Genomic DNA, 25,630 nt, shown 5'->3' with positions numbered 1-25,630 from the left:
ACAAATTTATAACATATTACTCAATTCATTTTATAATAAGCTTTCTTAAAATATTTACTAGGCTTAAAATAAACTTTATTTCTTTCCGCATCAAAAATCCAGTTGAACCTCCTCAATAAATCTGCTCCGAAATAGCTGGATTTCTGAATTTTAAGCTCACCTGCGAAAAATCCTGCCGAAACATCCTTTAAAACAAAATTTCCCACTTTCAGAACAGGCAAAATTCCGTTTTTGGTGATAACGCTTTGTCCGGATGAGTTTTTCAATGTTTTTTCGCCGGTTACTTTCAGCTTTTTGTCGAGTTCTTTGCCATCTGCAAATTCATTGCTGTAAAGAATCCCGCCGGAATATCCGGATTGAAGAAGAAAATAGGCTTCTACATTTTGCTTTTCAATGATACTGTTCGCAGGAATAAAAAGCTGTTCATTTTTTAAAAGTAATGGAACTGACTGATACCCCTTTAAATCCGGCATTTTATCATACACTACAAATCTGCTGTTATCATAATCGATCTTAAAAATTTTTCCTTTAAAAATCCCAGTTCCGATTTTTCCGTCTGCTTCATGACCGGTCAGTTCATTATCGAAAAATCTAATATTTTCATATTTCTTTTTGCCGATTTTTATCGTATTTCCGTTGCTTATTTCATCTTTAAAAATAATATGATCTGCATTTCTTTTCCGGTCCGGAGAAATGGACGCATCTTCCATAGCAATCTGAAACATCAGATCCAGAGAATCTTTGTCATTTACTAAAGTTTTAACAATGATGTTGTTATGCTTTGTAATTCTGAACGGAATGATTTCCTGAGACTGAATGGTTGATAAAAAAGATAATAACAAAAGCGATGAAATTATTTTGAACATCTGATTCTAATTTTACATAAAAATAAAATTAGTTTTTATTTGAGCCAAAAGAATTGAGGAGAAAAAAAATTTTATATCTTTAAAACCTGAAAATTAATAACTCTGAAACCAAATGACGAAACATCAGAAAAGAGTAGCCGAAGTCTATCATTTTTTCGACAATAAAGATACTGTTTTAGGATTTAGAAAATTACTGGACTGTGCGATGGATACTCAGAATATGGAGATCTACAAAGAAGCTGTCGCATTAACTGACTGGAAAGAACAGTTTCCTTCGTACACGGAGGAACTCATCGAAAAATCAAAAAATCTTCTTCAGAAAATAGAAAAAATTCCGGTAAAAGAACAATCACTGGAAAAATCTGTACTAAGAGCCAGAAATATTTTAAAATCCTACGGAAGCAACCGCTTTTCGCTCGGTCCTGTTTCTGTGGAAATGAATAAAGGACAGGTTTACGGTTTGGTAGGCGAAAACGGTAACGGAAAAACAACTTTACTCAGAATTCTGGCAAAAGAAATTTCCCACAACGAAGGAGAGCTGAATTATTCTTTCAATGAAGAGCCTAAAAATGAATACGATCTCCGTACAAAGCTGGTCTACATTCCGCAGAGAACTGCGAAATGGTACGGAAGTTTAAAGGACAACCTGAAATTTGTACTGTCAAATTACGGTGTGAAACCTGAAGAAAATGAAACACGAACTTTAATGATGATTGCCCGTCTCGGACTTTGGAATTACAAACATCTGAAGTGGAGTGAACTTTCTTCAGGCTACAAAATGCGTTTTGAATTAGCCAGAACACTGCTAAGAAAACCGGAAATTTTATTACTGGATGAACCTCTTGCCAATCTGGATGTTTTGGCACAGCAGGTTATTCTGGAAGATTTAAAATCGATTGCAAATTCGGTTAACAATCCTATTGCATTGATTTTGAGCTCACAGCAGCTTTACGAAGTAGAGAAAATATCAGACAAAGTTATATTCCTGAAAAACGGACAGTACAAAGACAATTCTGAACTGGTAAATGAAGAAAACGACGGACTGATTATCGAAATTGATACCACAAACTCCAGAGAAGATTTATTGAAAGCATTTGAAGGTTTCCCTCTTGAAAAACTGAATTTCAACGGAGGGGTGTATGTTGCTCACTTTTCAGCAGATACAGAGTTTCATACCGTGATGTCCGCGCTTGGAAATGCCAGAATGAATGTGGTGTACATCCGGAATATTTCTTCTTCAACCAGAAGATTTTTCGTAAGCTAATTTTCTCAAATTCAACAAAAAATGCAAAAAATAAATAAAATCAATCAATATCTGCTCGAAAAATATCCGACGGTCTGGAACACCAGAATTGTATGGATGCTTTTGGCGAGTGCAGTGCTTCATATTTTCTTTTTTATCGTAGGCTATATTTCTCACGCAGATCCGGCCTCTTTACAGAAAATGAATGTAAAAGATGACTATTTCCGCGAAGGAATGATTTTTATCCACCTCATTATTTCCGTTCTCATGATGGTGGGATGGCTGATCATGATGTTTAAAAATAACGCATTCAAAAACTTTTACCCTTCTTCAAAAGGGAAATTGTTCCTGCAGTTTGTTCAGTACTTCATTATTATTTTTGCAGGTACTACTTTTTATTTTTCTTATATGACGGGTTTTAAATTGTTTATTAAAAACAAATATCCCGATCAGGAAATGACTGAAAACATCAACGTTATTAATAAAGCCAATGCTTTTCTTTCTCAGGATCTTGAACATTATACCTTGGATAACAGAACTTTTCCAAAGTTTTACGATTTGTATTGCGAAACGGATATTAATAAAATAGACCGGAATCAGAAATATTTTGTGTACTATAACAGGGTTTATCAGTTCTATAACTTATATTCAAAAACCGTTTATAAAAAAGATAAATACGGAGATTTCCTTTTCCCATCAGGTGAAACCAAAAAGAATCTGGCGTATGAAGAAAATAAAAAGGGTTCTGCAACTTACTATTTCAAAAAAGATGTCGTGGATATGTCATCCTACATCAATACCACGGATTTAACGTATTATAATTTTTCTGATATATTTTACAGTGATGATGATTCAGGAAAGGATTATTTGAGGATGCAATATTCCGGTGAAGAGCCTTATGACGGATACAATCAGATGCTTAAAGACTCTTATAAAAAGAAGAGATTTGAAATCAACAGATTTACAACGGATCTGCTGAATAAAAAAAATCCTGCTGAAATTGAAAAGCTGCTGAAAAGTTTTCTTGATATTTCGAAAGAATTCGGAATCAACAATAACCTTGATTCAAAAAGCTGGGTGAAAATGATCTATCATCCTAATGATTTCAACGTAAGATATTTTATTAAAAAATACAAACCGGTTCCGGGTGAAGATTATGATGTAAATAATCCGCCAATGGACGAAGACGGAAATTATGTGTATACCGAAGCTGTTACAGATTCTGCCGCTGCAGTTGTAGACGGTGAAGTGATAAATGATTCCGTTCAGATCAGAGACTTTAATCCGGATATTGATAACCAGCTTTCTCCGGCAGAATATTTTAAGAATAACACGACAGATTACTACTATTATTCAGACAATCTTCAGAATCTTCTGAATAATGTAGTTATTATAAAATCTACGGATTTCTTTTCAGAGAATATTCATATTTATATCTGGATCGCATTTTTCCTTGCTACCATTATTTTCAGCTTCAGAATAACAGGGCTCAAATCTCTTCTTTTCAGCGTGATCAGTGCAGGCGTTTTATTCTTGGCAGTTGTTCTGGTAACAGTGTTATTTTCTGCTTCGAGCGGAAGAAATGGAATTGAATTTTTTGTTTCCTATTTTGTCTTTCTTATAGGATTAGTAATTTTACTGCTTCCAATTGTAATGATGAAAAGCCTTAAAAAACTTATCGCTTCAATCCTTATCAATATCTCTTTGAATGGTTTTGTACTTTTTGTATTGCTGATCTTTTTTATCATTAATATCCATCAGGAAGAAAGCTGTGAACAGATCAATATTATGTCTTATGACTGTCCGACAATTATCAAAACATTAGGATTCAATCTCAGCTATATTATTTTAGCCTGCGGATTCATCTTTATGTATCTGTATACTTCCGTTCTGCATAAATGGAAAGCAATGCCGAATTAATTTTTATTAACGATTGAAACTTATCTAAACTTTTGATTATTCTGAAAATAGCTCTATAAAATATCTTTAGTTTCTTTTATGGTTAAATTTAAAACCGGTTGAAACAATAAAAAACTTATTTAAGCAAAGAGTGGAAAAAGCTTTTTTAACAAATTTTATCATGTCAGAAAATGGTTTTTATATTCAATTTTGTAATTTTAGGCAAAATTTAAAAAAGTGAAAAAGTTATTATTTGCGATTTGTATATCGGCTTCAGTTTTCAGTTTTGCGCAGGATTATTCGGTTCCTGCGGCAAGTCCGCGCCAGAAAGTAGAGCAGCAGTTTTCAATGTCTAAAATCACGATCGATTACGGAAGACCGGGTGTGAAAGGACGTAAAATTTTCGGAGAACTGGTTCCTTACGGACAGGTTTGGAGAGCGGGAGCGAATTCATCCACCAAAATTACTTTCGGACAGTCTGTAAATTTCGGCGGAAAAATTGTTCCTGCCGGAACATACGGATTATTCATCGTTCCTACAGAAAAAGAATGGAAAGTGATCTTGAACAAAGATTTCCAGCAATGGGGAGCCTATACATATGATGCAAAACAGGACGTTGTAGATGTTACCGTTCCGGTTAATAAATTAGCAGATAAGCAGGAATGGTTCGAAATTACTCTGAATCCTACCGGCGAAAACTCTGCAAATCTTGTGCTGAAGTGGGATATGTCTCAGGCGGAAGTTGCTTTAAAACCTTCAAGTCCGGAAGCCGTAAGTAAAATTGCAGACAAGTTGAAGGAAATCAAAAAAATTGAGTCTGACGCGGCAAAAACAAAAGGCTAAACATGAACTTTTCTATTCAGACTGTTTTAGAAAACGAAAAATATCAGTTAATCCCCTTGCAACAAGGGGATTTTGAGGCTTTATACGAAGTGGCTTCTGATCCGAAAGTCTGGGAGCAACATCCGAATAAAGATCGTTACAAAAGGGAAGTTTTCGAAAATTTTTTCAGAGGAGCAATAGAAAGCAAAGGCGCCTTTAAAATTATTGAGAAAGAAACAGGAGCAGTTTTAGGAAGCAGCCGTTTTTATGATTATGATGAAGCAAAGAACAGTATTTTTATCGGCTACACGTTTTACGGAACAAAATCGTGGGGAAAAGGAATCAATCCGCAGATTAAAAAATTAATGCTCGATTACATTTTTCAGTTTGTAGATACCGTTCATTTTCATATCGGGAAAGAAAATTACCGTTCCCAGATTGCTTTGGAAAGACTGGGCGGAAAGAAAACCGCAGAGCAGGAAGTCGCGTATTTCGGAGAACCGACGAGAACTAACTTTGTATACGAAATTAAAAAGGAGAATCATTTTTAAAACTTGTTTAAGCTAATTTCAGAATAAACCGCAAAAGTGACAAAAGATAATGTTAAAGTGAATTTCCATAATAATCAAAGCGCTCAAAAGAATAAAAAGCAAAGATTTTTAAAACTATTGTTACCTTTTTGATTTATAATGATCAACTTTAAATAAAAGTTAGTTCATCTTTTGTGCCTTTTGCGGTTAAATAAAAGTTTAGGCAGACTTTTAGCTAAATTAAAACCTCTGTTAACTTTTACAAGTGAACCGGCTTTGTGAAACTAAAAAGCGATCACTAGTAAAAAACTTTGTTTACTTAGTGTTCAAAAAATAAAAAATAAATAATATGAAGAAATATAAAATTCAGCAATCCCCATTCGTTGTTCCAACCACAGACGGAAAACTCATTGAAGAACATTGGGGAAACTCCACAGGAAATTCCAATATTTCCATCGCACACATGGTTGCGCCGCCCAACTGGAGCGAGCCGCATCAGACTCCCGAATTTGATGAATTCACCTTAATTATTTCAGGAAAAAAGCAATTTGAAATTGACGGCGAAATTGTTGTCTTAGAAAAAGGACAAAGTATTTTAATTGAAAAAGGTGCAAGAGTTCGGTACAGCAACCCATTTTCCGAAGAATGTGAATACGTTGCCATCTGTCTTCCGGCTTTTTCTATGGATCTTGTAAACAGGGAAGAATAAAGTATGGCGCTGCAAATTTGTCCTAAATGTAAAGAAAATTCCTTTACGTGGTTTATCAACGGAAAGTCTCATGTAACGGTTTGGAGCTGTTTCAATTGTGATTATGAAGCAAAGGAAAACGAAAGTGAGAAATACATCTGCGAAAACTGCGGAAACAAAACAAAAACAAAGCTTAAAGATAAAGAAACCGAATATTTCTGGTGTTCTGGCTGCAATACTACAAGCGAACTATAAAGAAAACGACCTCTAAAATTGGAGGTCGTTTTTTATAAGGATTATAACTATTTCAGAAGTTCTTTTAAAAACATCAGCGTGTGATTCCACGCTCTTTTTGCCATCACTTCGTTGTAATCCGGCGATTTCGGATCGGTAAAAGTATGCTTGGAGTGTGCATACGTAATAATCTGCCAGTCCGCATTTCCTTCATTCATTTCCTTTACCAGATTGTTGTAATCTTCCGGACTTACCCCTCTGTCATCGGCAGGATTTTCCACCAGAATTTTTGTCGAGATCGGTCCGTTTTTTCTTGCCTGATCTTTTCCGATGCTTCCGTGGATAGAAACAACGCCCACCACAGGAAGATTTCCCCTCGCTGATTCCAAAGCTCCCGTTCCTCCGAAACAATAGCCGATAACCGCAATTTTTTCAGGAATTGCCCCGTTTTTTTTCAATTGTTCCAACGCAAGCGAAATCCTTTTCTGGTACGCTTCGTAGTTTTTCTTGTAATATCCCGAATTTTTCGCAGCCGTATCCATATTGGTCGGAATATTTCCCTCCCCATAAATATCTGCAATAAAAGCAACGTAGCCTTGTTTTTCAAGTTCGGCAGCCGCCGTTTTCGCTTCATCATCAATTCCTTTCCACGCAGGAAGAATCAGAACTCCGGGAAGTTTTTTCCCCGCATTGGAAGTTACCAATCCATTAAGTTTCTGCGCGCCGTCCTGATAAGCCACAGGTTTCAGATTCTGACCAAAAAAAGTCACCGAAGTCATTAAAAACGAAGACAATAAAAGTGAACGTATCATATTTTGTAATTTAATTTTTTTTAGGAGCTGTTTCCCGCTTTCGCTACTCGCTTTTTCTTAGTTTCGGGGGGGGGGGAGGCCCCCCCGAAACTAAAAAAAGAGCTCCGACACGCCCCTCCAACGGGGCGAAAAAACGGTCTGTTTTATCAATACTGCAACAATACCATCAATACTTCTGCCAAATTCAACCAATCATTATTAAGATTTAATCAATAAAATTTTTGAACTTCAGTTATTTATCCCAAAAGTTAAGATCTTCCTGTCCGAATCCTTTCATATTGACCTACCATCGTATTTTTAATTATTTAAAATAAATCCAGAGTTTAAATTACTAAAAATAACTCAGAACCAATAAAAATATAATATCATTTAATTTTTCACAACCAATTTAACCTCAATCAATCTAAGCCTCAGTCTCAATCTCAATCTCACTTTCACTCCGGCTTATAAAACTGATACTGTTCATTCTCATAATACGCATGAATATGCTGCAAACCATTCGTCAGAACAATCTCTTTCGCTCCGATCACAGAATTGTATCTTGCAGTCTGCTCAAAAGTTTTTTCCGTTAATTTAATTTGCGGAGCTTTGCATTCAATTAAAATTTTAGGCTGTGCTTTTTCAGTAATTAAAAGATCAACCCTCTTCGTTAAACCATTTAAAACAATCTTTTTTTCCGTAATTAATGCAGAAGCAGAGTAGGATTTTACCGTAAGATAATAATGGATCCAGTGTTGGCGTACCCACTCTTCAGGAGTCAGCAAAAGGTAAGTTTTACGAACCAAATCATAAATAAAAAACTTATCTTTGTCTTTCTTGAATTTAAAATCAAAAGTTTCCTGAAAATTCAGTTTTGGAAGTTCCATTTATAAGATGAAAGAATTAGATTTAATCCTCAAAAATATTAAAAATAAAGAAGTTTTACCGATTTATTTTTTTCACGGAGAAGAACCCTATTTTATAGATCTTGCTGTAAAAGCACTTGAACACGACTTTCTGACGGAAGATGAAAAAGCATTCAACCAAACCGTAATCTATGGCAAAGATACCACTTATCAGGAAGTTCTTTCTTTGGCGAGACAGTTTCCCATGATGGGCGACAAGCAGGTAATCATTGTAAAAGAAGCGCAGGATTTAAGACTCGCTGAAAGCGAAAGCAATGCTTTGGAAATGTATGTTCAGAATCCTGTTCCGTCCACCGTTCTGGTTTTTGCGCACAAACACAAAAAATTAGACAGCCGAAAGAAAGTCACCAAATCTTTAGAAAAAGCGAAAGCATTATTTTTAAGCGAATCAATCCGCGAAAACAACCTTCCCAAATGGATTGCGGACGAATGTACCGCATTAAAAATAAAAACAGCTCCCAATATCTCACATCTTTTAGCAGAATATTTAGGAAACGACCTTTCAAGAATTGCCAATGAGCTGAATAAACTTAAGATCATCCTGAAAGACGGTGAGGTTTTAGACGGAACCATCATCGAAAACCACATCGGAATCAGCAAAGAATACAATGTTTTTGAGTTACAGAAAGCTTTAGGAACAAAAAATGCCAACGCAGCATTTAAAATTGCACATTTTATGGGCAAAAACCCTAAAAACAATCCCTTTGTTATGATGTTGGCAAGTTTATACAATTACTTTTCCAATGTCATTATTTACAACACCATGATTGGTCAGCCGCCTCAGACAATTGCTGCACAAATGGGCGTAAATCCTTATTTTATAAAAGATTATGCAGAGTCGGCAAGATTATATCCTTTAAAACATGCAACCAGAGTCATTTCAATTTTAAGAGAATTCGACATGAAAGGAAAAGGATTGGGCGCAGTCAATATGAGCGAAGCCGAACTGATTAAAGAATTGGTTTACAAAATTATAAATGTCGATAAAATTAAGATGAAAGTATGATTTTGATAATTGTTATTTGTTGATTGACTTAATTTTACCGTCAACTGACATCCAACATCTAACAACTACTATCGAAATTCAACATATTAGATATTGACAACTATCATTAAAATAACTTTAAATAAACAGTAAAAATTCCGAAATTAGCACTCGGAAATTTTAAATTTTTTTGAAAAGCAGAATATGGAGCAAAACATTTTAGATTGTGTGATCGTTGGATCTGGACCTTCTGGTTTCACAGCGGCAATTTATGCAGCAAGAGCAGACTTAAAACCTGAACTGTACACAGGTCTGGAGCCGGGCGGACAATTGACTACAACTACTGAAGTCGACAACTTTCCGGGATATCCGAACGGAATTACAGGTCCTGAAATGATGATGGATTTGCAGAAGCAGGCTGAAAGATTCGAAACAAAAGTACATTATGAAATGATTACTAAAGTTGAATTTTCAAAAGAAGTAGGAGGAGTTCATAAACTGTACGCAGGAAATAAAGAAATTTTTGCCAGAACTGTGATTATTTCTACCGGAGCTACTGCAAAATATTTAGGTCTTGATGACGAAAAAAAATACAACGGAGGAGGAGTTTCCGCTTGTGCAACGTGTGACGGATTTTTCTACAGAGGAAAAGATGTTGTGGTAGTAGGAGCAGGAGATACCGCAGCGGAAGAAGCGACTTATCTTGCAAAGCTGGTGAACAAAGTAACAATGCTGGTAAGAAAAGATGAATTCAGAGCTTCCAAAGCAATGGTTCACAGAGTGAATAATACGCCCAATATTGAAGTGAAATTCCACCACGAGTTAATTGGAATTGAAGGAGAAAATAACCTTGTAGAAAGAGCAGTGGTCATCAATAATCAGACTCAGGAAAAATCTACAATTGATGTTCATGGAATCTTTATTGCCATAGGTCACAAACCGAATACAGATATTTTCGTGGGACAGATTGATCTGGATGAAAACGGATATATTGTAACAGAAAAGGGTTCTTCAAGAACAAATCTTCCCGGAGTTTTTGCAGCGGGAGATGTTCAGGATCATATCTACAGACAGGCAATTACAGCTGCGGGAAGCGGTTGTATGGCTGCAATGGATGCAGAGAAGTATCTTGCAGAATTGCATTAATCTTAAGAAATTAAATATAAAAACGCATCTTTCGGGATGCGTTTTTTGTTTACAATTCGCACAAAAATTATTTTTAAAAGGGTATAATTAAAGTTTTTAGCCGAAATAATTCATCTGATTTATAGTTCATTATTAATTTTTGTTAAAATTTATTTTAAAAATATTTTGTCAGAATTGAAAAACATTCTATATTTGCACCACTGAAAACAACGATATAATCGGAGTTTCTGGAGAGTTGGCAGAGTGGTCGATTGCGGCAGTCTTGAAAACTGTTGACTGTAACAGGTCCGGGGGTTCGAATCCCTCACTCTCCGCAAAAAAAACCTTCAAATTCAATTTGAAGGTTTTTTTTATGCCTGAAGTTTAAAATTCTTGGATCATTCGGATCATTGCAGAATCATAGTTGTTAAATTTTCTTTTTCCGTTTTGTTGGTACTCTCTTTTGTGCTTTATTTGCAGAATTCTATTGAGCTGAAAAAGTTCTAAAGATTAAATCGACCTGAGATCTTTTTATTGAAATTTGAGATTAATTTAATTGCTGAAGCAGATGTGTGAGACCATTATTAAAAACTTCTTAACCGCTGAATAGAAAATTTTTCATTTAAATAATAACCATAAAAACATGTAAACGATGAGTACTGAAAATGTAGAAAATCAAATAAATAGATCAACGGTTCTTGATGAAGAGACGCAGAAAATTGAGGGAATCTTAGGAATAAAACCGGAAGATTACTTAAAATATAACTTACTTCAATATTTACATCTCAAAGACATCGATATTGAGGATTTTTCAAAGTTTTTACCATACCTTGTTAAAGTAACAAAAGTAAAACTTACCAATTGTACTATTGCCAATTTTTCCGAATTGTTAAAAATAGAGAGTTGTTCCAGTTTCACTCTGGATAATGTGACTTTCAGAAACAATGAATGTAATGTATCTACAGGATTTCCCTACGAAATCCGATTTTCAAATATGAGCTTTGACGCAGGTTGTTTTAATAGCTTTCATATATCGTCATCCGGTAAAGGACATAAGCATCTTTTCATTACTAACTGTCATATTGATAATATTCAGGAAATCAATAATATAAAAGGGCTTTATTCATTACATCTCGACAGTATAACTTTTACTTGTAACCCTACCAAAGTAAAAGAAAAATCAATCTACATGATCCATATTTTCAACTCCAAGTTTGAAGATATTTCTTTTATACCATTTAAAAAATCAGTAACAGACATTGAGTTTAAAAACTGTAGAATCGGAAGTTTTAACGGAATTTCAGAGTTTGAAAAACTTGAAGAAATTGAAATGACTACCGATACGGTTGTTGAGGACAAAGAAGAATTAGAAAACCCTTTCAATAAAGAAATTACCTGTCAATTCATTAAGGCGGAAAAACCATTTCGTTTAAAAAATGCAGTCTCACTCAGAAATTATATTAATGAATTAAGCTTTACCGATTTTAAAGCGAAAAAAATAAAGGATCTTGAAAATTTTGAAATGGTTAAAACTCTTTTATTTGATAAATCTGAATTTTATGTCGATGCTTTTCTGCCTATTGCCAATCAGATTCAAAAAGTGAAGATGAGAGATTCTGAGATTAAAAAGCATAACTATTTCAGGTCATTCGTTAATTTAAAAAGTTTTGAATTACGCTGTATCCTAAAAGAGGTGAATGCTGTAAAAAATTTTACCAAACTACTTCCGCTGAGAAAGCAACTTCAGGAACTGAGTTTATATAAATCTGGAGATAGGCGAGCAGGCTATTCTATCGAAAAGTTTACAGCATTGGAATCTTTAAAGATCAGTAATGAAATTTCGGTAAAGACCGCAGAATCTATTCTTACCTTAAAAAAACTGAGAAAATTAGAAGTAATGATAGAGAAAACCAAAAAGACAATTCATATAGGAAGATTAAAAAAGTTGAAATTTTTGAATCTCTGGAGTGCTTCGAATATACATTACAAAGGATTTGAGCATCTGAAGAAGTTAAGATCTCTTAGTATATGCAGCCCCAAAAAAGTTGATATTAATACGTTTCCGGAAATAAAATCTTTGAAGAGACTTAGTTTTTCCTGTGATGAAAGTTTTGCTGTGAAAGGATTGGATCAATTTCCCAATTTGAAATTTCTGCAGCTAAAAGGAATAAAAAAAGTGCAGTTAAAAACCATGAAAAAATTAAAAGTTTTGGATCTGGATAACAGTCAGATTAAAAATTTTTCTTCCTTTAAAACCTTGCCATCCCTTGAAAAATTAGATTTATCTTCTCTTCAGAATAAAATTGATCTGAAAGAAATCTGGAAGTTTCCTAATCTGAAATGGCTGACTTTATTAGAAAATTACGATTTGGATGATATTTCCGGTTTGGAGCCTTTAAAAAAGCTGGAGCGTCTGGATTTATTCCAAACCAACGTTACAGATGTGAAAGTTCTGAATACTTTACCCAATTTAAAAGAAGTGAATTTAGCAGTAAAAAATTACAAACTGGATCTCAAAGCACAACTGGATCGTCCCGAAATAGCGGCTTATTATGCATTGCCGAGTGTTATGTTTTTTATCTGGAAAGAAGATGAATTTGGGATTTAAAAAGAATTACACTTATTTCTAATCTTTGACTAAAATATTTTAAAAACTAAAAATGCAAAAAAAATTCGAAAAAGATACCAGTGGTGTTTTGCTTGTCTGTTCTAAAAAAGGTCTTAAAAAGTACTTTGCAGACAATATATTCAGTTATAATTTTCCCGACGGAATTCTTCCGCTCATCAACAATGGCTCCGTTATCGCTTTAACCACAGAAAGCAGCGAAGATGTAAAGGGTGAGGTGATGGATATTTCTATGAACGATTTTAAAGGCTACAGACTTTACGGAGAGCAAAACTTTTTTATTGAAGAAGAAGATGAAGTATACGTTCTTTCTCATTCTGAATTTACCCAGATTTGCAGTAATCATTCAGGAGATATTGATGCCTTCAGTTTTTGGAACGAAAAAATAATGATCAATAATCTCAGGGCAGGATGGGCAATTGCCTTTACACACTGCAAAATGCGCAGCAACAGTATATATTTAAGAGCCATTATTCAGCTTATTTATACAAAAGACCGTTTCCCTTATCCGGAAACATTATCTATACCAACGTTTTAAAAAAACTAATATTTAAAAAACATGAAAAACAACTATTTAAGTTCAGAAGAAGCTCAAAAATTGATTGCCAGACTTTCTGAAGAAATGAACGAATTGCTTATTGAAGGACGTACCTATCATTATGAAGCATACAGAAATCAATACGGAAGTTCGTCCAACACGGGGATTTATTTTTATGAAAATGGAGTTTTTTACGATGATTTCCATGTAGGAGAATACGATAAGGAAGAGATGAATGAACATCTGGATAAATTTCGAGATTATGATTATTCTGATCTTATTTACTTTTTTCCGGTATATTCTAAGGTGAAATTCACTTTTAAAAAAGGAGAACCCGTTAAAGCTGAAAGATACAGCATCCCGATGTTTCTTGAAGATATTAAAAAGGAAACGGAGGAGAGAGCCGGAAAATACAGCGAAAATGATAATGTTTTTCTGAAAGCGGAAGCTTTGATCCATTTTAAAAAAGAAGCGGACGAAATCGGGATGTTTATAGATTCCACATATCATTACAACGATAAAATGAGGTCTTTCGGGCATTTTGGCGGAAGTAAAGAAATCCTTTCTATTTATCATCAGCTGGAAAATAAAATAGATAGTCTTTTTTTTAGCTATGAAAACGGTAATCTCAACGTACAGTCAGATCCTGCGGTTCAAGAATATGGATTTGAACCTTTAAGAGTTTCTCAAATAGAGTTTAGTCCGGAATACGAAAAGCAGAAAAAAGCTACAACAGATAGCCAAAAACTGAGGCATGAATTTTTCAGATCTTTAGGGAAACTGGATGAGCGAATTATTTATCTGCGAGTGGGCGGATTCAGAGATCATTCATGGCCTGGAGGAAGCTCTTACCACAATTCATGCAAAATGAGGGTTATTTATGCACTGGAATCTACGATATTGATTACAGACGGGCTTTCAGATCCTTACGAAAACTTTTATTATGGTCAAAATTCTCAGTATAACGGAATCGGAGCCGAATTTTACATGGAATTTCACGGCAATATACCGTACGAAATCATTCATAAGCATTTTGCTGTTGCCCTCGTAAACAGTACTTCTCAAATTGCAATCGGGCATGGTGATTTTAAAGCATTAATGGAGAAATTCGGTGAAACATCTTTGGAATTTACCGAAGACAATATAGAACTCTGGGTAAACAGAGAAAATGAAGCCAATCATAATGCATTAAGCTTTATTACATCAAAAGATTTTATGAAAAAAGAAAGCTTTGGTGTTTTGCTGGGTATGCAGTCAAATACCGTTCCTCAGAAATTAAAGCTGAATTTAGAAGAAATTTTGTTGATTTCCGTAAAACCTTTTGAAAACAAATGGCTGAAAACAACAAAAATAAGAAGTAAAAATAATGAGGTTGCAAAGGCAGCAAGAGAAGAAATCATGCAGACGTGGAAAGAAAGCGGAGAAATGAATCTTGTGCCGCTAACGTATCAGAAAGAATACATCAAAACGTCGCCGGATTCGGAAGGAATGAAGCTGGTTCCTTTATTTCCTTTTTAAAAAACAATAAACCATTGTAAGCTCGCTCTGATTTTTTGGACCGGGCTTCCTTGTAATTTCAGATACATAATAAAATATGGCGAATCAAATTAACGAAGAACTTAATAAAAAGATTGATGAGGTTTTAGCTTCGGTAGAAGAACAGGATGAAAGAAAACTGTATGATGTTTTTAAATACTTATGTGATAGTAAGTTTGAAACAAAACTTTCTCCAAAGACCATCGGTCAGATTATTAATACGGTTCAATATGGTTTGAATCGTAATTACGGAATGTTCAGACCTTATAGATCCATCTATATCCTGATTGGTGAACTGGCTCCTTTTCATTTCGAGGAAATTGCTTCCATTCAGAATGATATTACAAATTACCTGAATGATGATATTTTTGATTACGATGAATTTACTTCTGTACTGTATTTTTTCCGTGAAGCCTGGAAATATTTGGAATCGGTATGGAGTATAGAAAATAAAGCTGCTATAATCGAAAATCTTATTGATATTGTCGAAGATGAATATGAATCGGATGGTTATTTTGATGCTTTTATTGCCGATAATGTTTTACGTGCTCTAATAGTTATCGGAAAAGATGATCCAAAAGCGCAGAAAACGATAAAATGGGTTGAAAAAGTTTTGGAAGAAGATGATCGATTTGAGGATGAAGACGACGAAGAAAATGAATGAGAAACTTTCCATTTTGGTTCAAAATAATAAACGAAATAAAAGTCAATTGTATTTTATGAAAAATATACCCTTGATCCCAAAAACCTGAATGCTTTTAGCTAAAGACACATAATTTTAAAAACATCACTCACATCTGAATTAAAAAAACAAATAAAATGTACATCCGCCTGAACAGTGAAAAAATGAGAAAAGTGTACAGAGATACCCTTAATTTAGCAATACAGAAAACGGAGGAACTAATGAAGTTATTTCCTGAAATTTCCATGTATCATTCCATCTATAATCAATTACTTGATATCGATGAAAAAATAGTAAAGAATGACATTGTTTTTTCTGAAAACGAATTATACAAAAGGTATTCTTTAGGACATTTGGCGGTGAAAAACTTCGATTACGAAAATGATGAATATGCAAAATTGTTAATTGATATCTTCGGAGGAGCATTTGATTATCATGTATCATCCGAAAGTTTCAGGCAACTCCTGTTTGATGGAGATGAAAGAGAATGTGTAAACAAAGTATTTGAGGTTAATCATCAGAAAATCAGGCTTATTGATTTTTATGACCATCCGTTAAAAGAACTGAAAAAAGAAATAGATCATGAAAGTTTTGATCTGATGGTGGAAGAAAACAGCTTTAAACAGATCAATAATATTATTGAAAAATATATTTCTGAAAAAGGATTGGAAATATATTATCTGAAGAAAAATGATCTGATTTATTTATTTTCCTACGGCGAATATCAACCCGGAAGATATATGCTTTTTTTAGAAGACATCAGGATTTGGAACTCTTAAAATTACGGACATTTTAATTGAAGTAAATTATTTAATTAAAAAGAATTGGAAAACGAAATATATGATACGCTGTACTATTACAGCGAAGATGGCGAAGAAGGTTATGATCTTACAGAAGTACAGCTCATCGGCAAAACCGACGAAAACCGTGTTGAAAAACTGAAACTGCTGCTTCAACATAAAAATCCCTACATTTCTTATCAGGCAATGCTTGTTTTACTTGCATGGGCAATTCCTGAAGGATTTCAACAGCTTGACCGTTTCATTTCTGAAAAATGGGATGAAAAACACAGCTTTGAACCTCACAGAATTTATAATGAAGATAATGTGTATGATGTTATCGTGGATGCATTATACATTTCAACATTTAATGGGAAAGAAGAACAGGAGTTATATCCTTATGTAAAACATTTCTTAAGCATTTACGGGGATAGGTTTTTCGAATCCTGTCTGAAAGATTTTCTGTTGAAAAAAGACTGCGAACCGCTACTGAAAGAAATTGAAGAGGCGATGAAAAGTGCTTTGAGGAATAAAAAATATTATCAGGCAAGTCAGCTTTTTCCGGTTATCGTTCATTACGATAAACACAGGTTTGAAGAATATTTTGAGATTTTCAGTTCCTTATTAAATGATGATAAAAGGATTAGATACAATATTGAAGAGGCTGAGAAAATCAGATAATAGATGGTTAGATCTGAATGAAGGAAATTATATTTTAATGTTTTAAGACCAATAAAAAATAATCATGAAAAACCTTTTAGAAAAAAAAGACTGGTATTATTATATTTATGAAAACGGCGACACCATTGAATTGTCTGTTCCGATTTCTGCTCCGGCACCGGGTTTTGATGCAATCCATACGCTGACTGATTCTGAAAAAAAGGAATATCTTACAAAAGGAATTACAGCTCTCGAAGACCGAATAAAAGACATGGAAATAAATTTTACTAAGTATGTTCTCAATCCTTGGAGGTAATTTTTAGGATTATATAATTTCAGTTTTTCTTCTGAAATTCCTGTGGTATTTCATTTTCAATAAAAAACTTCCTATATTTCGAAGAATTTAAAAATTTTAAAAACCATGAAAAAAACACTATTCGTTTGTGCTGTTTTGTTTAACTTATCTCTTTTAAGCGCACAAACCATAGAATCGGGAAGCCGCAGTACAGCAGGATACATCAAAAGCAACGGAACCATTGAAAACAGCAGCCATTCCACAGTAGGTTATATTACAAGCAACGGAACCATTGAAAACAGCAGCCATTCTACAATCGGTTATATTAAAAGTGACGGTACCATACAGAACAAAAGCGGTTCTACAGTAGGCTACGTAAAAAAGGACGGAACCGTGGAAAACAGCAGCCATTCAACCATTGGTTATATTAAAGATAACGGAACGGTAGAAAACGGTAGTCATTCTACTATCGGTTATGCAAGCGGAATTAAAAAAGAATGGGCGGCAGTTGCATTTTTCTTTTTCAAGCTGAATTAATAAGCACAGTTCAGTTAAACTTTACATCAGTTTAAGCAGATAAAAACAAATACTCCGGACAATTACTGTTCGGAGTATTCTTTTTATTAAGGGTAAATAAGGGCGAAATAATAATTTTTTACATCAAAATTTGGTTTTATGAATTTTCCATGTCTTTGATATTTTTTTTCCATGTGAGGAAAAGATTCAGCACTTTAATAATTTTAAAGATGAAAATAAAGACAAAGAATGAAATAAGCGTTGTATAAATAGAGTAGTTCGGGAAAAAAACGTACTGAACAATAAAGGTTACAATATTCAGTGCCACAAAAGTTAAGGTAATTCTTTTGTGAGACAGTCCCAACTGTAAAAGATGATGATGAATGTGCGATTTGTCTGCCTTGAATGGCGACTTTCCCCTCGAAATTCTGTCTGCATACACTCTCACAGAATCAATTACAGGAATCGTGAATACAAAAAGAATAAAGAAAATACCGTAAGGAAACTCTTCCGAACCTCTGTCGAATTTCGTAATGTAAATTCCCAGACAGATCAACAAATATCCCAAAAACAAAGAACCCGAATTTCCCAGAAAAATTTTGTTCTTCAAAGAAAAATTATACCGTAAAAAAGCAGCAATACTTCCCACGAAAAGCAGTCCAATTCTTGCCAGTCCGAAATGTCCTTCAATTAAAGCAATAACGAAAAACAAAGCAAAACCTACTCCTGCAACACTTCCTGCCAAACCGTCAATTCCGTCAATCAGATTAAAAGCATTTACTGCCGTTGTAATAATAAGTACCGTAAGAATATACTGAAAATAAACATTCATTTCATGGATTCCGAAAAGTCCGTAAAGAGTGGTAATCCGGATGCCTGAAGTCGCAATAATCACGCTCACACAAATCTGGATTCCCAACTTGTAGATCGCTCTGATGTCTGTTTTATCATCCAGCGTTCCCACAAAAAGCATAATGTAGGAAGTAATGATGATTGGAAGAATATCTTTCCAGCTTTTGTCATCAGAAATCCATAAAAGCAAAAAAACAACAAGCCCGATCACAAGACCTCCGATCAGCGGAATAGCAGTCTGGTGCACTTTTCTTGCATTGGGAACATCCACCAGCTTAATTTTCTGGGCAATCATTCTCATGAGCGGAATGACGCACATCGAAAGGATGAATGCAAGAATTCCGTATATAGAAAGTTCTACAAAGTTTTTCATAGCCTCGTTTTTTAGCAGTTTATTTAGAGTTATTGAATAGTTTGATGTGCTTAAGATGCTCTACATTGTACTTTTTCAGAATTGCCTCATCAATTTCAGAGATTCTGGGCATAACATTGGTTTTCTTGCTGATAGTAAAGGTTTCTTCGATAAGCTGACTGTATTTTTTTGCGATTCTTTTCCAGGTATATCTTCTTTCCGCTATTTTCTTCATTGTTCCGGCGCAGAGTTCCAGATCTTCTTTGCTGAGTTTTTCCAGAATACTTTTAAGTTCATTTTCATCCGAAAAATAAAAAGCCTGATTCTCGGTTGTCGTTCTGTTGTAAGAAACGCCGTTGCTGATGATTGGCAGACCTAAAAACATGGCTTCCACAAGCGAAGGATTGGTTCCTCCCGCAGAATGTCCGTGAATATAAAGAGAAGCATTTCCGCGGATCAGATCAATGGTTTCCTGTTCGTAAATAGGATCGAGCAGGAGAATATTTTTAAATCCTGAATACTCTTCTTTCAGATTTGCTCCGTACTCGCTGTTGTTCCAGTTTCCTACCAAAACCAACTTGCGCTCCGGAAGCGTGCTGAATACTTTTAAAATTGTATGGACATGATTTTCAGGTTCAATTCTGCATACTTTTACCGCATATTCTTCATTCAGGAAAGGATATTTTTCAAGATTTTCAGCAGACGGGACACGGTTTATTTTCGTATGATCCGCTCCGTATTCAATAACGCGGCTTATTGTTTTATAGCGTACAGAAGTATAATCCTGAATAGATTCGTTATCCGAAATATCAATATGAGAAAACTTTACCGCCAGTTTTTCCGCCCACCAAAGATATAATTTTGCAGGAACAGACCATTTGTCTCTTTTCCATTCAATTCCGTCGATGGAAATAATAATTCTTTTATTGGTGAATAATTTTACTAATGGTAAAAGCCACGCTCCGGCAACGCCTAAAATCAGAAGAACATCACTTCGGAATAAAGCATGAAAAATAGACCATGTATCGTAAGGAATACTCTGGATTCCGTTGGCGTCTAAAGGAAGATACTTCAGTTTTGCCCCTCTCCAGCTTTCGATTCTCTCTTCCTTGCTGTATTTTTTTGAAGAGCAATATACCGTAAAATCGTAGGTATCGGAAAGCTCTTCCACAAGATGAGCCGTTAAGGTTTCAAAGCCTCCGTATTTCGCAGGCAGACCTACCGTTCCTATAATTGCTACTTTTGTCTTCATAATTATTTTATTTTAACATATTATGACTATTTGTGTTCCAAATTGTGTAAAATAATGTAACGTAATGAAAATGTGTTAATTATAATTTATTGAAAGTGTGCCCGATTTCCATAATCTGGAAAATGGATTATAAATTGGAAATTATCTCCAGAGATTTTCTCTCAAAATACGCCTCGGAAAACAGAAGACTTTTCTCGTAAGAAGCCTCACTGAAGGATTTATAGACCGATGGATCGTTCAAAATGTAGTTTAAATTTTCAGAAAGTTCATTTGTGTGTTTAGAATCGATTAAAAAACCGTTTTTATTATCTTCAACAAGCTCTGTAACGCCTCCTAAAGGCGCAACGATCGCAGGTAAGCCGTAACGCATTCCTTCCAGAATCGTAAGTCCGAATGTTTCCACCCAAAGATCAGGATGGGAGAGATTAAGAATGATACTGGCTTCCTGATAAAAAGGATGGGTGTCCGTTTGCGTAGGATAAATTATAAGCTGTTTCGGAATTTCCTTCCCTTTAAAATACTCCTGAATTTCCTTTTCCGTCGCATTCACAACAAGTTTGAAAATGTAAGAAGGATTTTTTTTGGCTAATTCCAGAAATTCGTCTACTCCTTTGTAAACTTTTAAAGAACAGATCATTAAAACCACAGGAATTTCTTTTTCCACATTTCGGAAACGGTCTGCCTTTTCGGCAAAATCGCTTTCCAGAACATTGTACAGCAATTCCTGATTGTTAATTAAAGATTCCTGTTTCAGAAGATATTCCGAAACAAAAACAATTTTATCGGCAGTTATTTTTGCTGTTCCGAAAAGAAAATTTTTAAATAGTTTCGGCTTTACCGAAGTTTCGTGGATATGATAAATAATTTTACACCCTCTTAGTTTTCCTGCGATTGCCGCCCCGAAAGGCAAAACCGTGTTGATGTAAACAAGATCACTTTTTTTAAGGAAAAAGAGTAATTTAATCATCAGAAAAAACTGACTCAGAAAGAAATTGAGAATTCTTATCAGCGCATTGGACGAAAAGCGATACCAGAACAGATGATTTTTCACCTTGGGAATATCAGACAAAAAACCCTTTCTTCCGCCTGAAGTAAAAAGATGCGCATCCATCCCGTTTTTTGTCCAGGATTTCAGAAGCTGCATCAGAACTTTCGGGCTTCCGCTGTAATCATTCAGAAGATGAACAGAGACAATTCTTTTCATGGCTAAATTTGGTTATAGATTGTATTGAGATGATCGCCTCTTTTTTCCCATGAAAATCGGTCAAGGTAATGCTTTCTGGCTTCGATGCTCATTTTTTGCTTAAGATCTTTATTTGAAAATAATTTCATTAAAGCATCGCTCAATTCCGTTACCGTTTGATCATATTCCTGCTGTGGAATAGTAAAACCGCATTTTTCGGTAATAAATTCTCCGGGACCTTCATTTTGAAGACAGACAACCGGAAGTCCGAAAGAAAGTGCTTCCGGAACCACCATTCCTGCTCCTTCATGAGACGGAAAAAGAAAAACCGAAGCTTGTTCATACATTTTCATCAGTTCTCTGCGGTCGATCCATTCAATGATTTCAATATAATTTTCAGCATTATTTTGCTGAATTAAATCTTTGTAAAACTGCTTTTGTTCGCCGGTTCCCACCAAAATTAACTTGCATTTCGCTTTTTCTTCTTCAGAAAGCGCACTGATAAACTGAATGAATGAACGAATCGTGAGATCAAAACCTTTTAACGGAACAAATCTTCCTACGCTGATTACGGCAAAATCTGATTTTACCGTCACTTCATCTTTTTGATAAAAATCTTCCGAAGCAACAGAAGGATAAAGCGAATACTGATCTTTTTTAACTTTAAGCTTCTCCGGAACACCGCTGTTCATGCACCAGATGTGATTAGAATGCTGAACTGTTTTTTTCAGGGAAGGCGAAAGTTTCCAGAAAAAGTTTTTCACCATCCATGTTAAACGGTCTTTAAGGAAATATTTTTGGGAATAATCTTTCAGATATTGTTTAGGAATAAGAGGATGATGTCCTACAGGTCCCCAAACCAAAGGCTTTTTTAATTTCCATAAAAAACTTGGCGTCCAGTCGTTATGAAAATTCACATTGTGGGCAATGTCAAAATCCACCTTCTGTTTTTTTACAAATGAAACAATTCCCCGTTGCCATAAATAATAGTACAGAAGCGCACCGCGACCTCCCTTTTTCCAGAAACGCATCCAGTAGGGAAGATCAAAATAAAGGAAATTCATGTTCTCGTATAAAGAATCGGGATTTTCCTTCATGTATTTTTCGATATGTGTTTTATTGTTTTCTCTCGTTACTACAAAAACTTTACGAAATCTGGCGATCTGATACACAAAATTCCATCCCATCGCATCTTCCGATCCTTTATACGGATTGATGGCGTAGCACGTTGCGAGTATCGTCTGATTGGTTTTCATGGGTTCTTGTTTTTAAAAGTTTAGCGGGAACTCCGCCGATGATGCTGTTGTCCGGAAAAGATTTCGTAATCACACTTCCTGCCGCCAGAATACATCCGTCTCCGATTTCCACACCGTCCAGAATCGTTACTTTACTTCCGATCCAGCAGTTTTTTCCGATTTTTATTCCTTTTCTGTTAACGCCCTGAAGCCGGATTGATGTTTCAGGATCTTCATAATTATGATTTTCGGGGTGACAGCTCAAATATTGTCCTACAATGCATTCGTCTCCGATTTCCAGTCCTCCGGAACCGCCGAGATAAGCAAATTCTCCGATCCCGACATTGTTTCCTATTTTTATTTTTTCTCCGATATTGTTAAAAGAGGTGGAAACAATCACTCTGCTGAAAGCGCCTATCGATACATTGTCTCCAAATTCAATTCCGTGTTTTGCAAGGGCAGAAACATACACATCATTTCCCAGACGCAGAAACTTTCCCCATTTTATTTTAGAAACATTAAAGAAACTTACTCTTTTGCCTAAAAGCATTCCTTTGGGATTTCTGAAAGAGAGAAGCATCCTGAAACCTCTGATGATGCTCCAGAGCTGGATCCAGATAAACTGTAGAACCGCTCCGGAGTTCAGATCATCATCTATAGTAAAGTAGGGACTTCTTAGTTTTATAATTTTTACGACAAGCTTTTTCATCTCTGTGCAATTATTGTGTTCATGATCGTTCCTAATGTCACATCAAGATCATTGTTTTCGATTGCTAAGTACTTCACTCTCTGGTTTTTTCTTTCCAGTTTAGAGAAAAGGGAACTGTACTCTGAAGTAAGGTCGCAAATCGAGTGATACGAAAGTTCTTTTTTTCTGCTAAGTATTTTTTCAGGCGCGGCATACAGGAAGAAGTTGAACTCCGGCTTCATCAGGAAATGATATCCTGTCTCCGTTACGGATTTCGGAAGCTGAATGTTGCTTCTTCTTGCATCGGCAATAAAATCGAAATAATACCTGTCGTATAAAACTATTTTTCCCCTCAAAACATATTTTGTGTAAATAACAAACTGTCCTAAAATATAATCTGTATAATAATATCCGAATCTCAATAAGGAAGAAAGGGAGTTTTTGTTGTTTCCCTGTCTGGGTAAAGAATTCACCGCGTCCTCATGTGCTTTTTCCTTTCCTTTTGTCCATACACTCAGGATGGGAAGCAGGGAAGGTCTGTGTCTCAGAACTTTTACAGGTCTTCTGTAACGTTTTTCAATAAGTTCGGAAACTTCCGAGATCACGGTAGATTTTCCGGCTCCGTCTACACCGCTGAATGTGATGATGAATCCTTTTTCTGCAAACGAATCTTTTAAATAATGAACAATATTTTTAAAATAACTGAATCCTCTGTTTTCGTTTTTCATTTTCAGGGTTTTAATGGTAAGTTCTCTGTCGGTTATTTTGTTTGATTTTAGATGTTCCGAAACAAATTTCTCATACGTTTCAGGAATTTCTGCATCGTTCAGGCTGTAAAACAGATCAATAAATTGGGCAGTATCTTTTTCTGAAACTTTATAAACGCCATATCTGTTTTTTCTTCTGTTTTCAAGGATTTTTGAAACCTCCATGATCTGTATATGCTTCCATTTCACCTGATGAATAAGATCCAGATTAAGAATTTCGTTTTGAAGCGTAACGATTCTTACCGTCTGCATAAAAGATTTTTTCACCGTTGAAACTTTCTGTACGAGACTGTGCCCGGATAAATAACTGACTAATTTTTGCGCGTTTTCAGAAGAAATAATCAGATCAATATCAGAATTCAGTTTCAGCTTTTCCGGTTCTTCGTTGTGAAATTTCAAAGCCGCATAATCGGTATGGTAAAGCGCATCGAAAGTATCTAAAATGACCAGTTCTCTTTCGGTAGAGTAGTCTTTAAGAATGATATTTAAAGCTTCATTCCATGTTTGTAACAGCCAGTGAATCTGAAGATGCCATTCTTCCTGTGCTGCATAAATGGTAAGGTAAGACAACGTGTTCGTCAGAAGATAGTATTTCAGATACTTCTGAAGGTCTTCTTCGCTGAACCGGAATGTCATTTTATTTTTCTCTTCAATTTCTGTATAAATTTCTTTCCAGCTTTTTCTCTGGATTAAAATTCCGTTCTGAATGATAAAATGAAAGAAATCGAACGCTTTTGGTTTTTCTGTGGAAGAAAGTTCCCAATCGTAAACTGCAAGCTTTTCATTTTTTACATAACAGTTCCACGAGGTAAAATCTCCGTGCGAAAAGGCAACATCTATGTTTTCATCTTCGTTGGTGTGTCTCAGGATCGCTTTTATCTTTCGGAGGATGTTTTTCGGAATTCTCTCATCTTCAATGTTTAAAAACTGTTCTTTTACACTTTGAAAATACTTCCATTCCGAGATTTTCACGCTTCTTTCATGATGTACGGAAATCATTTTCAAAGCTTCCGCATGAATTTTCGTAAAAGAATTTTCACGCGTTCCGCCTTTTGAAATATCAGATAATTTAAGAATGTTTTCGTTAATCATGGAAGCTTCCGGAACCTGCAATACATTACCTGAAATAATTTTTCTAAGGTTTTTACTTTCTGTGGCAATCAGTTTTTTGGCAGAATCTGTTTCTGCGATCTTGTAAAAACATCCTCCGCTGAACAGAAGTGCCTTATTGTTGGGACCAACAGTTCCTGTAAAAATAGCCCAGTCATTTTCGATATTAAAAACCGGCTCACTGTTTTTTACATAATAAAGAACCTCTTTCTTAAAAACAATTTTCTGTAAACGCAGCGCAAAAACCGTTTTTACCAACACCTCGAAAAGTTTTGCTTTCGGTGTGGCAGCATTGTAAAATTTTAGAAATAAAGGCTTTGAGGAATCTGAGTTCCAAAACCACCTTACTGTTCCGTCAGGATTTTTGATGTACGAAAAAGAGATTTTCTTGCTGTTCTCTTCCTGTTTTGTAAACAATTTGTACCCTGTATTTCTAAATAATGTTTTCAT

Annotated in this window: 25 protein-coding genes and 1 tRNA gene; 17 read left to right on the top strand and 9 right to left on the bottom strand. The window is 35.1% G+C overall.

Going from position 1 to position 25,630, the window contains the following annotated elements; translation table 11 throughout:
• Positions 1-20 precede the first annotated feature (20 nt).
• Positions 21-866: a hypothetical protein gene (locus H6W53_RS07490; protein ID WP_185205694.1), complete on the bottom strand. Its 846-nt coding sequence runs from the start codon at positions 864-866 to the stop codon at positions 21-23.
• 112 nt (positions 867-978) lie between these two features.
• Here H6W53_RS07490 and H6W53_RS07485 point away from each other — a divergent pair, with 112 nt between their 5' ends.
• The 6 genes from H6W53_RS07485 to H6W53_RS07460 all read left to right on the top strand — a co-directional run bounded on the left by H6W53_RS07485 (position 979) and on the right by H6W53_RS07460 (position 6,303).
• On the top strand, positions 979-2,130 hold the full coding sequence (locus tag H6W53_RS07485; protein WP_185205692.1) for an ATP-binding cassette domain-containing protein: 1,152 nt from the start codon (positions 979-981) through the stop codon (positions 2,128-2,130).
• 21 nt (positions 2,131-2,151) lie between these two features.
• A complete protein-coding gene (locus H6W53_RS07480; protein ID WP_185205690.1) occupies positions 2,152-4,029 on the top strand; it encodes a hypothetical protein in 1,878 nt (625 codons plus the stop codon).
• Positions 4,030-4,245: 216 nt separating this feature from the next.
• Positions 4,246-4,851: a DUF2911 domain-containing protein gene (locus H6W53_RS07475; RefSeq protein WP_087706462.1), complete on the top strand. Its 606-nt coding sequence runs from the start codon at positions 4,246-4,248 to the stop codon at positions 4,849-4,851.
• A gap of 2 nt (positions 4,852-4,853) precedes the next feature.
• Positions 4,854-5,381 carry a GNAT family N-acetyltransferase gene (locus H6W53_RS07470; protein ID WP_185205688.1) on the top strand — a complete coding sequence of 176 codons (528 nt, stop codon included), beginning with the start codon at positions 4,854-4,856 and terminating at the stop codon, positions 5,379-5,381.
• Positions 5,382-5,709: 328 nt separating this feature from the next.
• Complete coding sequence (locus H6W53_RS07465) at positions 5,710-6,069, top strand: cupin domain-containing protein (RefSeq protein WP_076393650.1); 360 nt, start codon at positions 5,710-5,712, stop codon at positions 6,067-6,069.
• Between the two features lie 3 nt (positions 6,070-6,072).
• On the top strand, positions 6,073-6,303 hold the full coding sequence (locus H6W53_RS07460) for a hypothetical protein (protein ID WP_185205686.1): 231 nt from the start codon (positions 6,073-6,075) through the stop codon (positions 6,301-6,303).
• A 47-nt stretch (positions 6,304-6,350) separates the two neighbouring features.
• On the opposite strand, the gene H6W53_RS07455 is transcribed toward H6W53_RS07460, so the two are convergent.
• Both H6W53_RS07455 and H6W53_RS07450 read right to left on the bottom strand, forming a co-directional pair.
• Positions 6,351-7,094 (bottom strand): dienelactone hydrolase family protein, encoded by a 744-nt coding sequence (locus H6W53_RS07455; protein WP_185205683.1) that lies wholly within the window; start codon positions 7,092-7,094, stop codon positions 6,351-6,353.
• A gap of 434 nt (positions 7,095-7,528) precedes the next feature.
• The gene (locus tag H6W53_RS07450; RefSeq protein WP_116100008.1) at positions 7,529-7,960 is read right to left on the bottom strand and encodes a type I restriction enzyme HsdR N-terminal domain-containing protein; all 432 of its coding nucleotides are present in this window, start codon (positions 7,958-7,960) and stop codon (positions 7,529-7,531) included.
• 7 nt (positions 7,961-7,967) lie between these two features.
• Here H6W53_RS07450 and holA point away from each other — a divergent pair, with 7 nt between their 5' ends.
• The 11 genes from holA (at position 7,968) to H6W53_RS07395 (ending at position 17,762) form a co-directional block, all read left to right on the top strand.
• A complete protein-coding gene (gene holA, locus H6W53_RS07445) occupies positions 7,968-9,005 on the top strand; it encodes a DNA polymerase III subunit delta (protein WP_185205681.1) in 1,038 nt (345 codons plus the stop codon).
• A gap of 183 nt (positions 9,006-9,188) precedes the next feature.
• Complete coding sequence (gene trxB / locus H6W53_RS07440) at positions 9,189-10,130, top strand: thioredoxin-disulfide reductase (RefSeq protein ID WP_076393660.1); 942 nt, start codon at positions 9,189-9,191, stop codon at positions 10,128-10,130.
• A 229-nt stretch (positions 10,131-10,359) separates the two neighbouring features.
• Positions 10,360-10,444: transfer RNA gene (locus H6W53_RS07435), tRNA-Ser, on the top strand.
• Between the two features lie 317 nt (positions 10,445-10,761).
• Entirely contained in the window at positions 10,762-12,717 is a 1,956-nt protein-coding gene (locus H6W53_RS07430) for a hypothetical protein (RefSeq protein ID WP_185205679.1), read from the top strand.
• A gap of 52 nt (positions 12,718-12,769) precedes the next feature.
• Positions 12,770-13,273: a hypothetical protein gene (locus H6W53_RS07425; RefSeq protein WP_185205677.1), complete on the top strand. Its 504-nt coding sequence runs from the start codon at positions 12,770-12,772 to the stop codon at positions 13,271-13,273.
• Between the two features lie 21 nt (positions 13,274-13,294).
• Positions 13,295-14,791 (top strand): hypothetical protein, encoded by a 1,497-nt coding sequence (locus tag H6W53_RS07420; protein ID WP_185205675.1) that lies wholly within the window; start codon positions 13,295-13,297, stop codon positions 14,789-14,791.
• A 76-nt stretch (positions 14,792-14,867) separates the two neighbouring features.
• Positions 14,868-15,473, top strand: coding sequence for a hypothetical protein (locus H6W53_RS07415; RefSeq protein WP_185205673.1), 606 nt, complete (start codon positions 14,868-14,870; stop codon positions 15,471-15,473).
• A gap of 155 nt (positions 15,474-15,628) precedes the next feature.
• Positions 15,629-16,270 carry an immunity protein Tsi6 family protein gene (locus H6W53_RS07410; RefSeq protein WP_185205671.1) on the top strand — a complete coding sequence of 214 codons (642 nt, stop codon included), beginning with the start codon at positions 15,629-15,631 and terminating at the stop codon, positions 16,268-16,270.
• A gap of 45 nt (positions 16,271-16,315) precedes the next feature.
• Complete coding sequence (locus H6W53_RS07405) at positions 16,316-16,951, top strand: hypothetical protein (RefSeq protein ID WP_185205669.1); 636 nt, start codon at positions 16,316-16,318, stop codon at positions 16,949-16,951.
• Between the two features lie 64 nt (positions 16,952-17,015).
• The gene (locus H6W53_RS07400) at positions 17,016-17,246 is read left to right on the top strand and encodes a hypothetical protein (protein WP_185205667.1); all 231 of its coding nucleotides are present in this window, start codon (positions 17,016-17,018) and stop codon (positions 17,244-17,246) included.
• Between the two features lie 105 nt (positions 17,247-17,351).
• Complete coding sequence (locus tag H6W53_RS07395) at positions 17,352-17,762, top strand: 5-fold beta-flower protein (protein ID WP_087709721.1); 411 nt, start codon at positions 17,352-17,354, stop codon at positions 17,760-17,762.
• A gap of 136 nt (positions 17,763-17,898) precedes the next feature.
• Here H6W53_RS07395 and H6W53_RS07390 read toward each other — a convergent pair whose 3' ends face one another.
• From H6W53_RS07390 to H6W53_RS07365, 6 genes are all read right to left on the bottom strand, one after another.
• Complete coding sequence (locus H6W53_RS07390) at positions 17,899-18,966, bottom strand: glycosyltransferase family 4 protein (RefSeq protein ID WP_185205665.1); 1,068 nt, start codon at positions 18,964-18,966, stop codon at positions 17,899-17,901.
• A gap of 19 nt (positions 18,967-18,985) precedes the next feature.
• Entirely contained in the window at positions 18,986-20,197 is a 1,212-nt protein-coding gene (locus H6W53_RS07385) for a DUF1972 domain-containing protein (RefSeq protein WP_185205663.1), read from the bottom strand.
• A gap of 127 nt (positions 20,198-20,324) precedes the next feature.
• Positions 20,325-21,401 carry a glycosyltransferase family 4 protein gene (locus tag H6W53_RS07380; RefSeq protein WP_185205661.1) on the bottom strand — a complete coding sequence of 359 codons (1,077 nt, stop codon included), beginning with the start codon at positions 21,399-21,401 and terminating at the stop codon, positions 20,325-20,327.
• A gap of 2 nt (positions 21,402-21,403) precedes the next feature.
• On the bottom strand, positions 21,404-22,636 hold the full coding sequence (locus H6W53_RS07375) for a glycosyltransferase family 4 protein (RefSeq protein ID WP_185205652.1): 1,233 nt from the start codon (positions 22,634-22,636) through the stop codon (positions 21,404-21,406).
• Positions 22,584-23,324: an acyltransferase gene (locus H6W53_RS07370; RefSeq protein ID WP_056013883.1), complete on the bottom strand. Its 741-nt coding sequence runs from the start codon at positions 23,322-23,324 to the stop codon at positions 22,584-22,586. The genes H6W53_RS07375 and H6W53_RS07370 overlap by 53 nt, the downstream gene beginning before the upstream one ends.
• On the bottom strand, positions 23,321-25,630 hold the full coding sequence (locus H6W53_RS07365) for a hypothetical protein (RefSeq protein ID WP_185205651.1): 2,310 nt from the start codon (positions 25,628-25,630) through the stop codon (positions 23,321-23,323). The genes H6W53_RS07370 and H6W53_RS07365 overlap by 4 nt, the downstream gene beginning before the upstream one ends.

This window comes from Chryseobacterium sp. C3, assembly GCF_014218905.1.
In the GTDB taxonomy this organism is placed as follows: domain Bacteria; phylum Bacteroidota; class Bacteroidia; order Flavobacteriales; family Weeksellaceae; genus Chryseobacterium; species Chryseobacterium mucoviscidosis.
The sequence above is the reverse complement of the archived record's forward strand: the minus strand, read 5'-3'. Positions and strand labels throughout refer to the sequence as shown.

Excerpts from the sequence above, each read along its gene's own strand:
- H6W53_RS07490 (WP_185205694.1), bottom strand. The coding sequence starts at position 866 with ATGTTCAAAATAATTTCATCGCTTTTGTTATTATCTTTTTTATCAACC.
- H6W53_RS07485 (WP_185205692.1), top strand. The coding sequence starts at position 979 with ATGACGAAACATCAGAAAAGAGTAGCCGAAGTCTATCATTTTTTCGAC.
- H6W53_RS07480 (WP_185205690.1), top strand. The coding sequence starts at position 2,152 with ATGCAAAAAATAAATAAAATCAATCAATATCTGCTCGAAAAATATCCG.
- H6W53_RS07470 (WP_185205688.1), top strand. The coding sequence starts at position 4,854 with ATGAACTTTTCTATTCAGACTGTTTTAGAAAACGAAAAATATCAGTTA.
- H6W53_RS07465 (WP_076393650.1), top strand. The coding sequence starts at position 5,710 with ATGAAGAAATATAAAATTCAGCAATCCCCATTCGTTGTTCCAACCACA.
- H6W53_RS07460 (WP_185205686.1), top strand. The coding sequence starts at position 6,073 with ATGGCGCTGCAAATTTGTCCTAAATGTAAAGAAAATTCCTTTACGTGG.
- H6W53_RS07455 (WP_185205683.1), bottom strand. The coding sequence starts at position 7,094 with ATGATACGTTCACTTTTATTGTCTTCGTTTTTAATGACTTCGGTGACT.
- H6W53_RS07450 (WP_116100008.1), bottom strand. The coding sequence starts at position 7,960 with ATGGAACTTCCAAAACTGAATTTTCAGGAAACTTTTGATTTTAAATTC.
- holA (WP_185205681.1), top strand. The coding sequence starts at position 7,968 with ATGAAAGAATTAGATTTAATCCTCAAAAATATTAAAAATAAAGAAGTT.
- trxB (WP_076393660.1), top strand. The coding sequence starts at position 9,189 with ATGGAGCAAAACATTTTAGATTGTGTGATCGTTGGATCTGGACCTTCT.
- H6W53_RS07430 (WP_185205679.1), top strand. The coding sequence starts at position 10,762 with ATGAGTACTGAAAATGTAGAAAATCAAATAAATAGATCAACGGTTCTT.
- H6W53_RS07425 (WP_185205677.1), top strand. The coding sequence starts at position 12,770 with ATGCAAAAAAAATTCGAAAAAGATACCAGTGGTGTTTTGCTTGTCTGT.
- H6W53_RS07420 (WP_185205675.1), top strand. The coding sequence starts at position 13,295 with ATGAAAAACAACTATTTAAGTTCAGAAGAAGCTCAAAAATTGATTGCC.
- H6W53_RS07415 (WP_185205673.1), top strand. The coding sequence starts at position 14,868 with ATGGCGAATCAAATTAACGAAGAACTTAATAAAAAGATTGATGAGGTT.
- H6W53_RS07410 (WP_185205671.1), top strand. The coding sequence starts at position 15,629 with ATGTACATCCGCCTGAACAGTGAAAAAATGAGAAAAGTGTACAGAGAT.
- H6W53_RS07400 (WP_185205667.1), top strand. The coding sequence starts at position 17,016 with ATGAAAAACCTTTTAGAAAAAAAAGACTGGTATTATTATATTTATGAA.
- H6W53_RS07395 (WP_087709721.1), top strand. The coding sequence starts at position 17,352 with ATGAAAAAAACACTATTCGTTTGTGCTGTTTTGTTTAACTTATCTCTT.
- H6W53_RS07390 (WP_185205665.1), bottom strand. The coding sequence starts at position 18,966 with ATGAAAAACTTTGTAGAACTTTCTATATACGGAATTCTTGCATTCATC.
- H6W53_RS07385 (WP_185205663.1), bottom strand. The coding sequence starts at position 20,197 with ATGAAGACAAAAGTAGCAATTATAGGAACGGTAGGTCTGCCTGCGAAA.
- H6W53_RS07380 (WP_185205661.1), bottom strand. The coding sequence starts at position 21,401 with ATGAAAAGAATTGTCTCTGTTCATCTTCTGAATGATTACAGCGGAAGC.
- H6W53_RS07375 (WP_185205652.1), bottom strand. The coding sequence starts at position 22,636 with ATGAAAACCAATCAGACGATACTCGCAACGTGCTACGCCATCAATCCG.
- H6W53_RS07370 (WP_056013883.1), bottom strand. The coding sequence starts at position 23,324 with ATGAAAAAGCTTGTCGTAAAAATTATAAAACTAAGAAGTCCCTACTTT.
- H6W53_RS07365 (WP_185205651.1), bottom strand. The coding sequence starts at position 25,630 with ATGAAAACATTATTTAGAAATACAGGGTACAAATTGTTTACAAAACAG.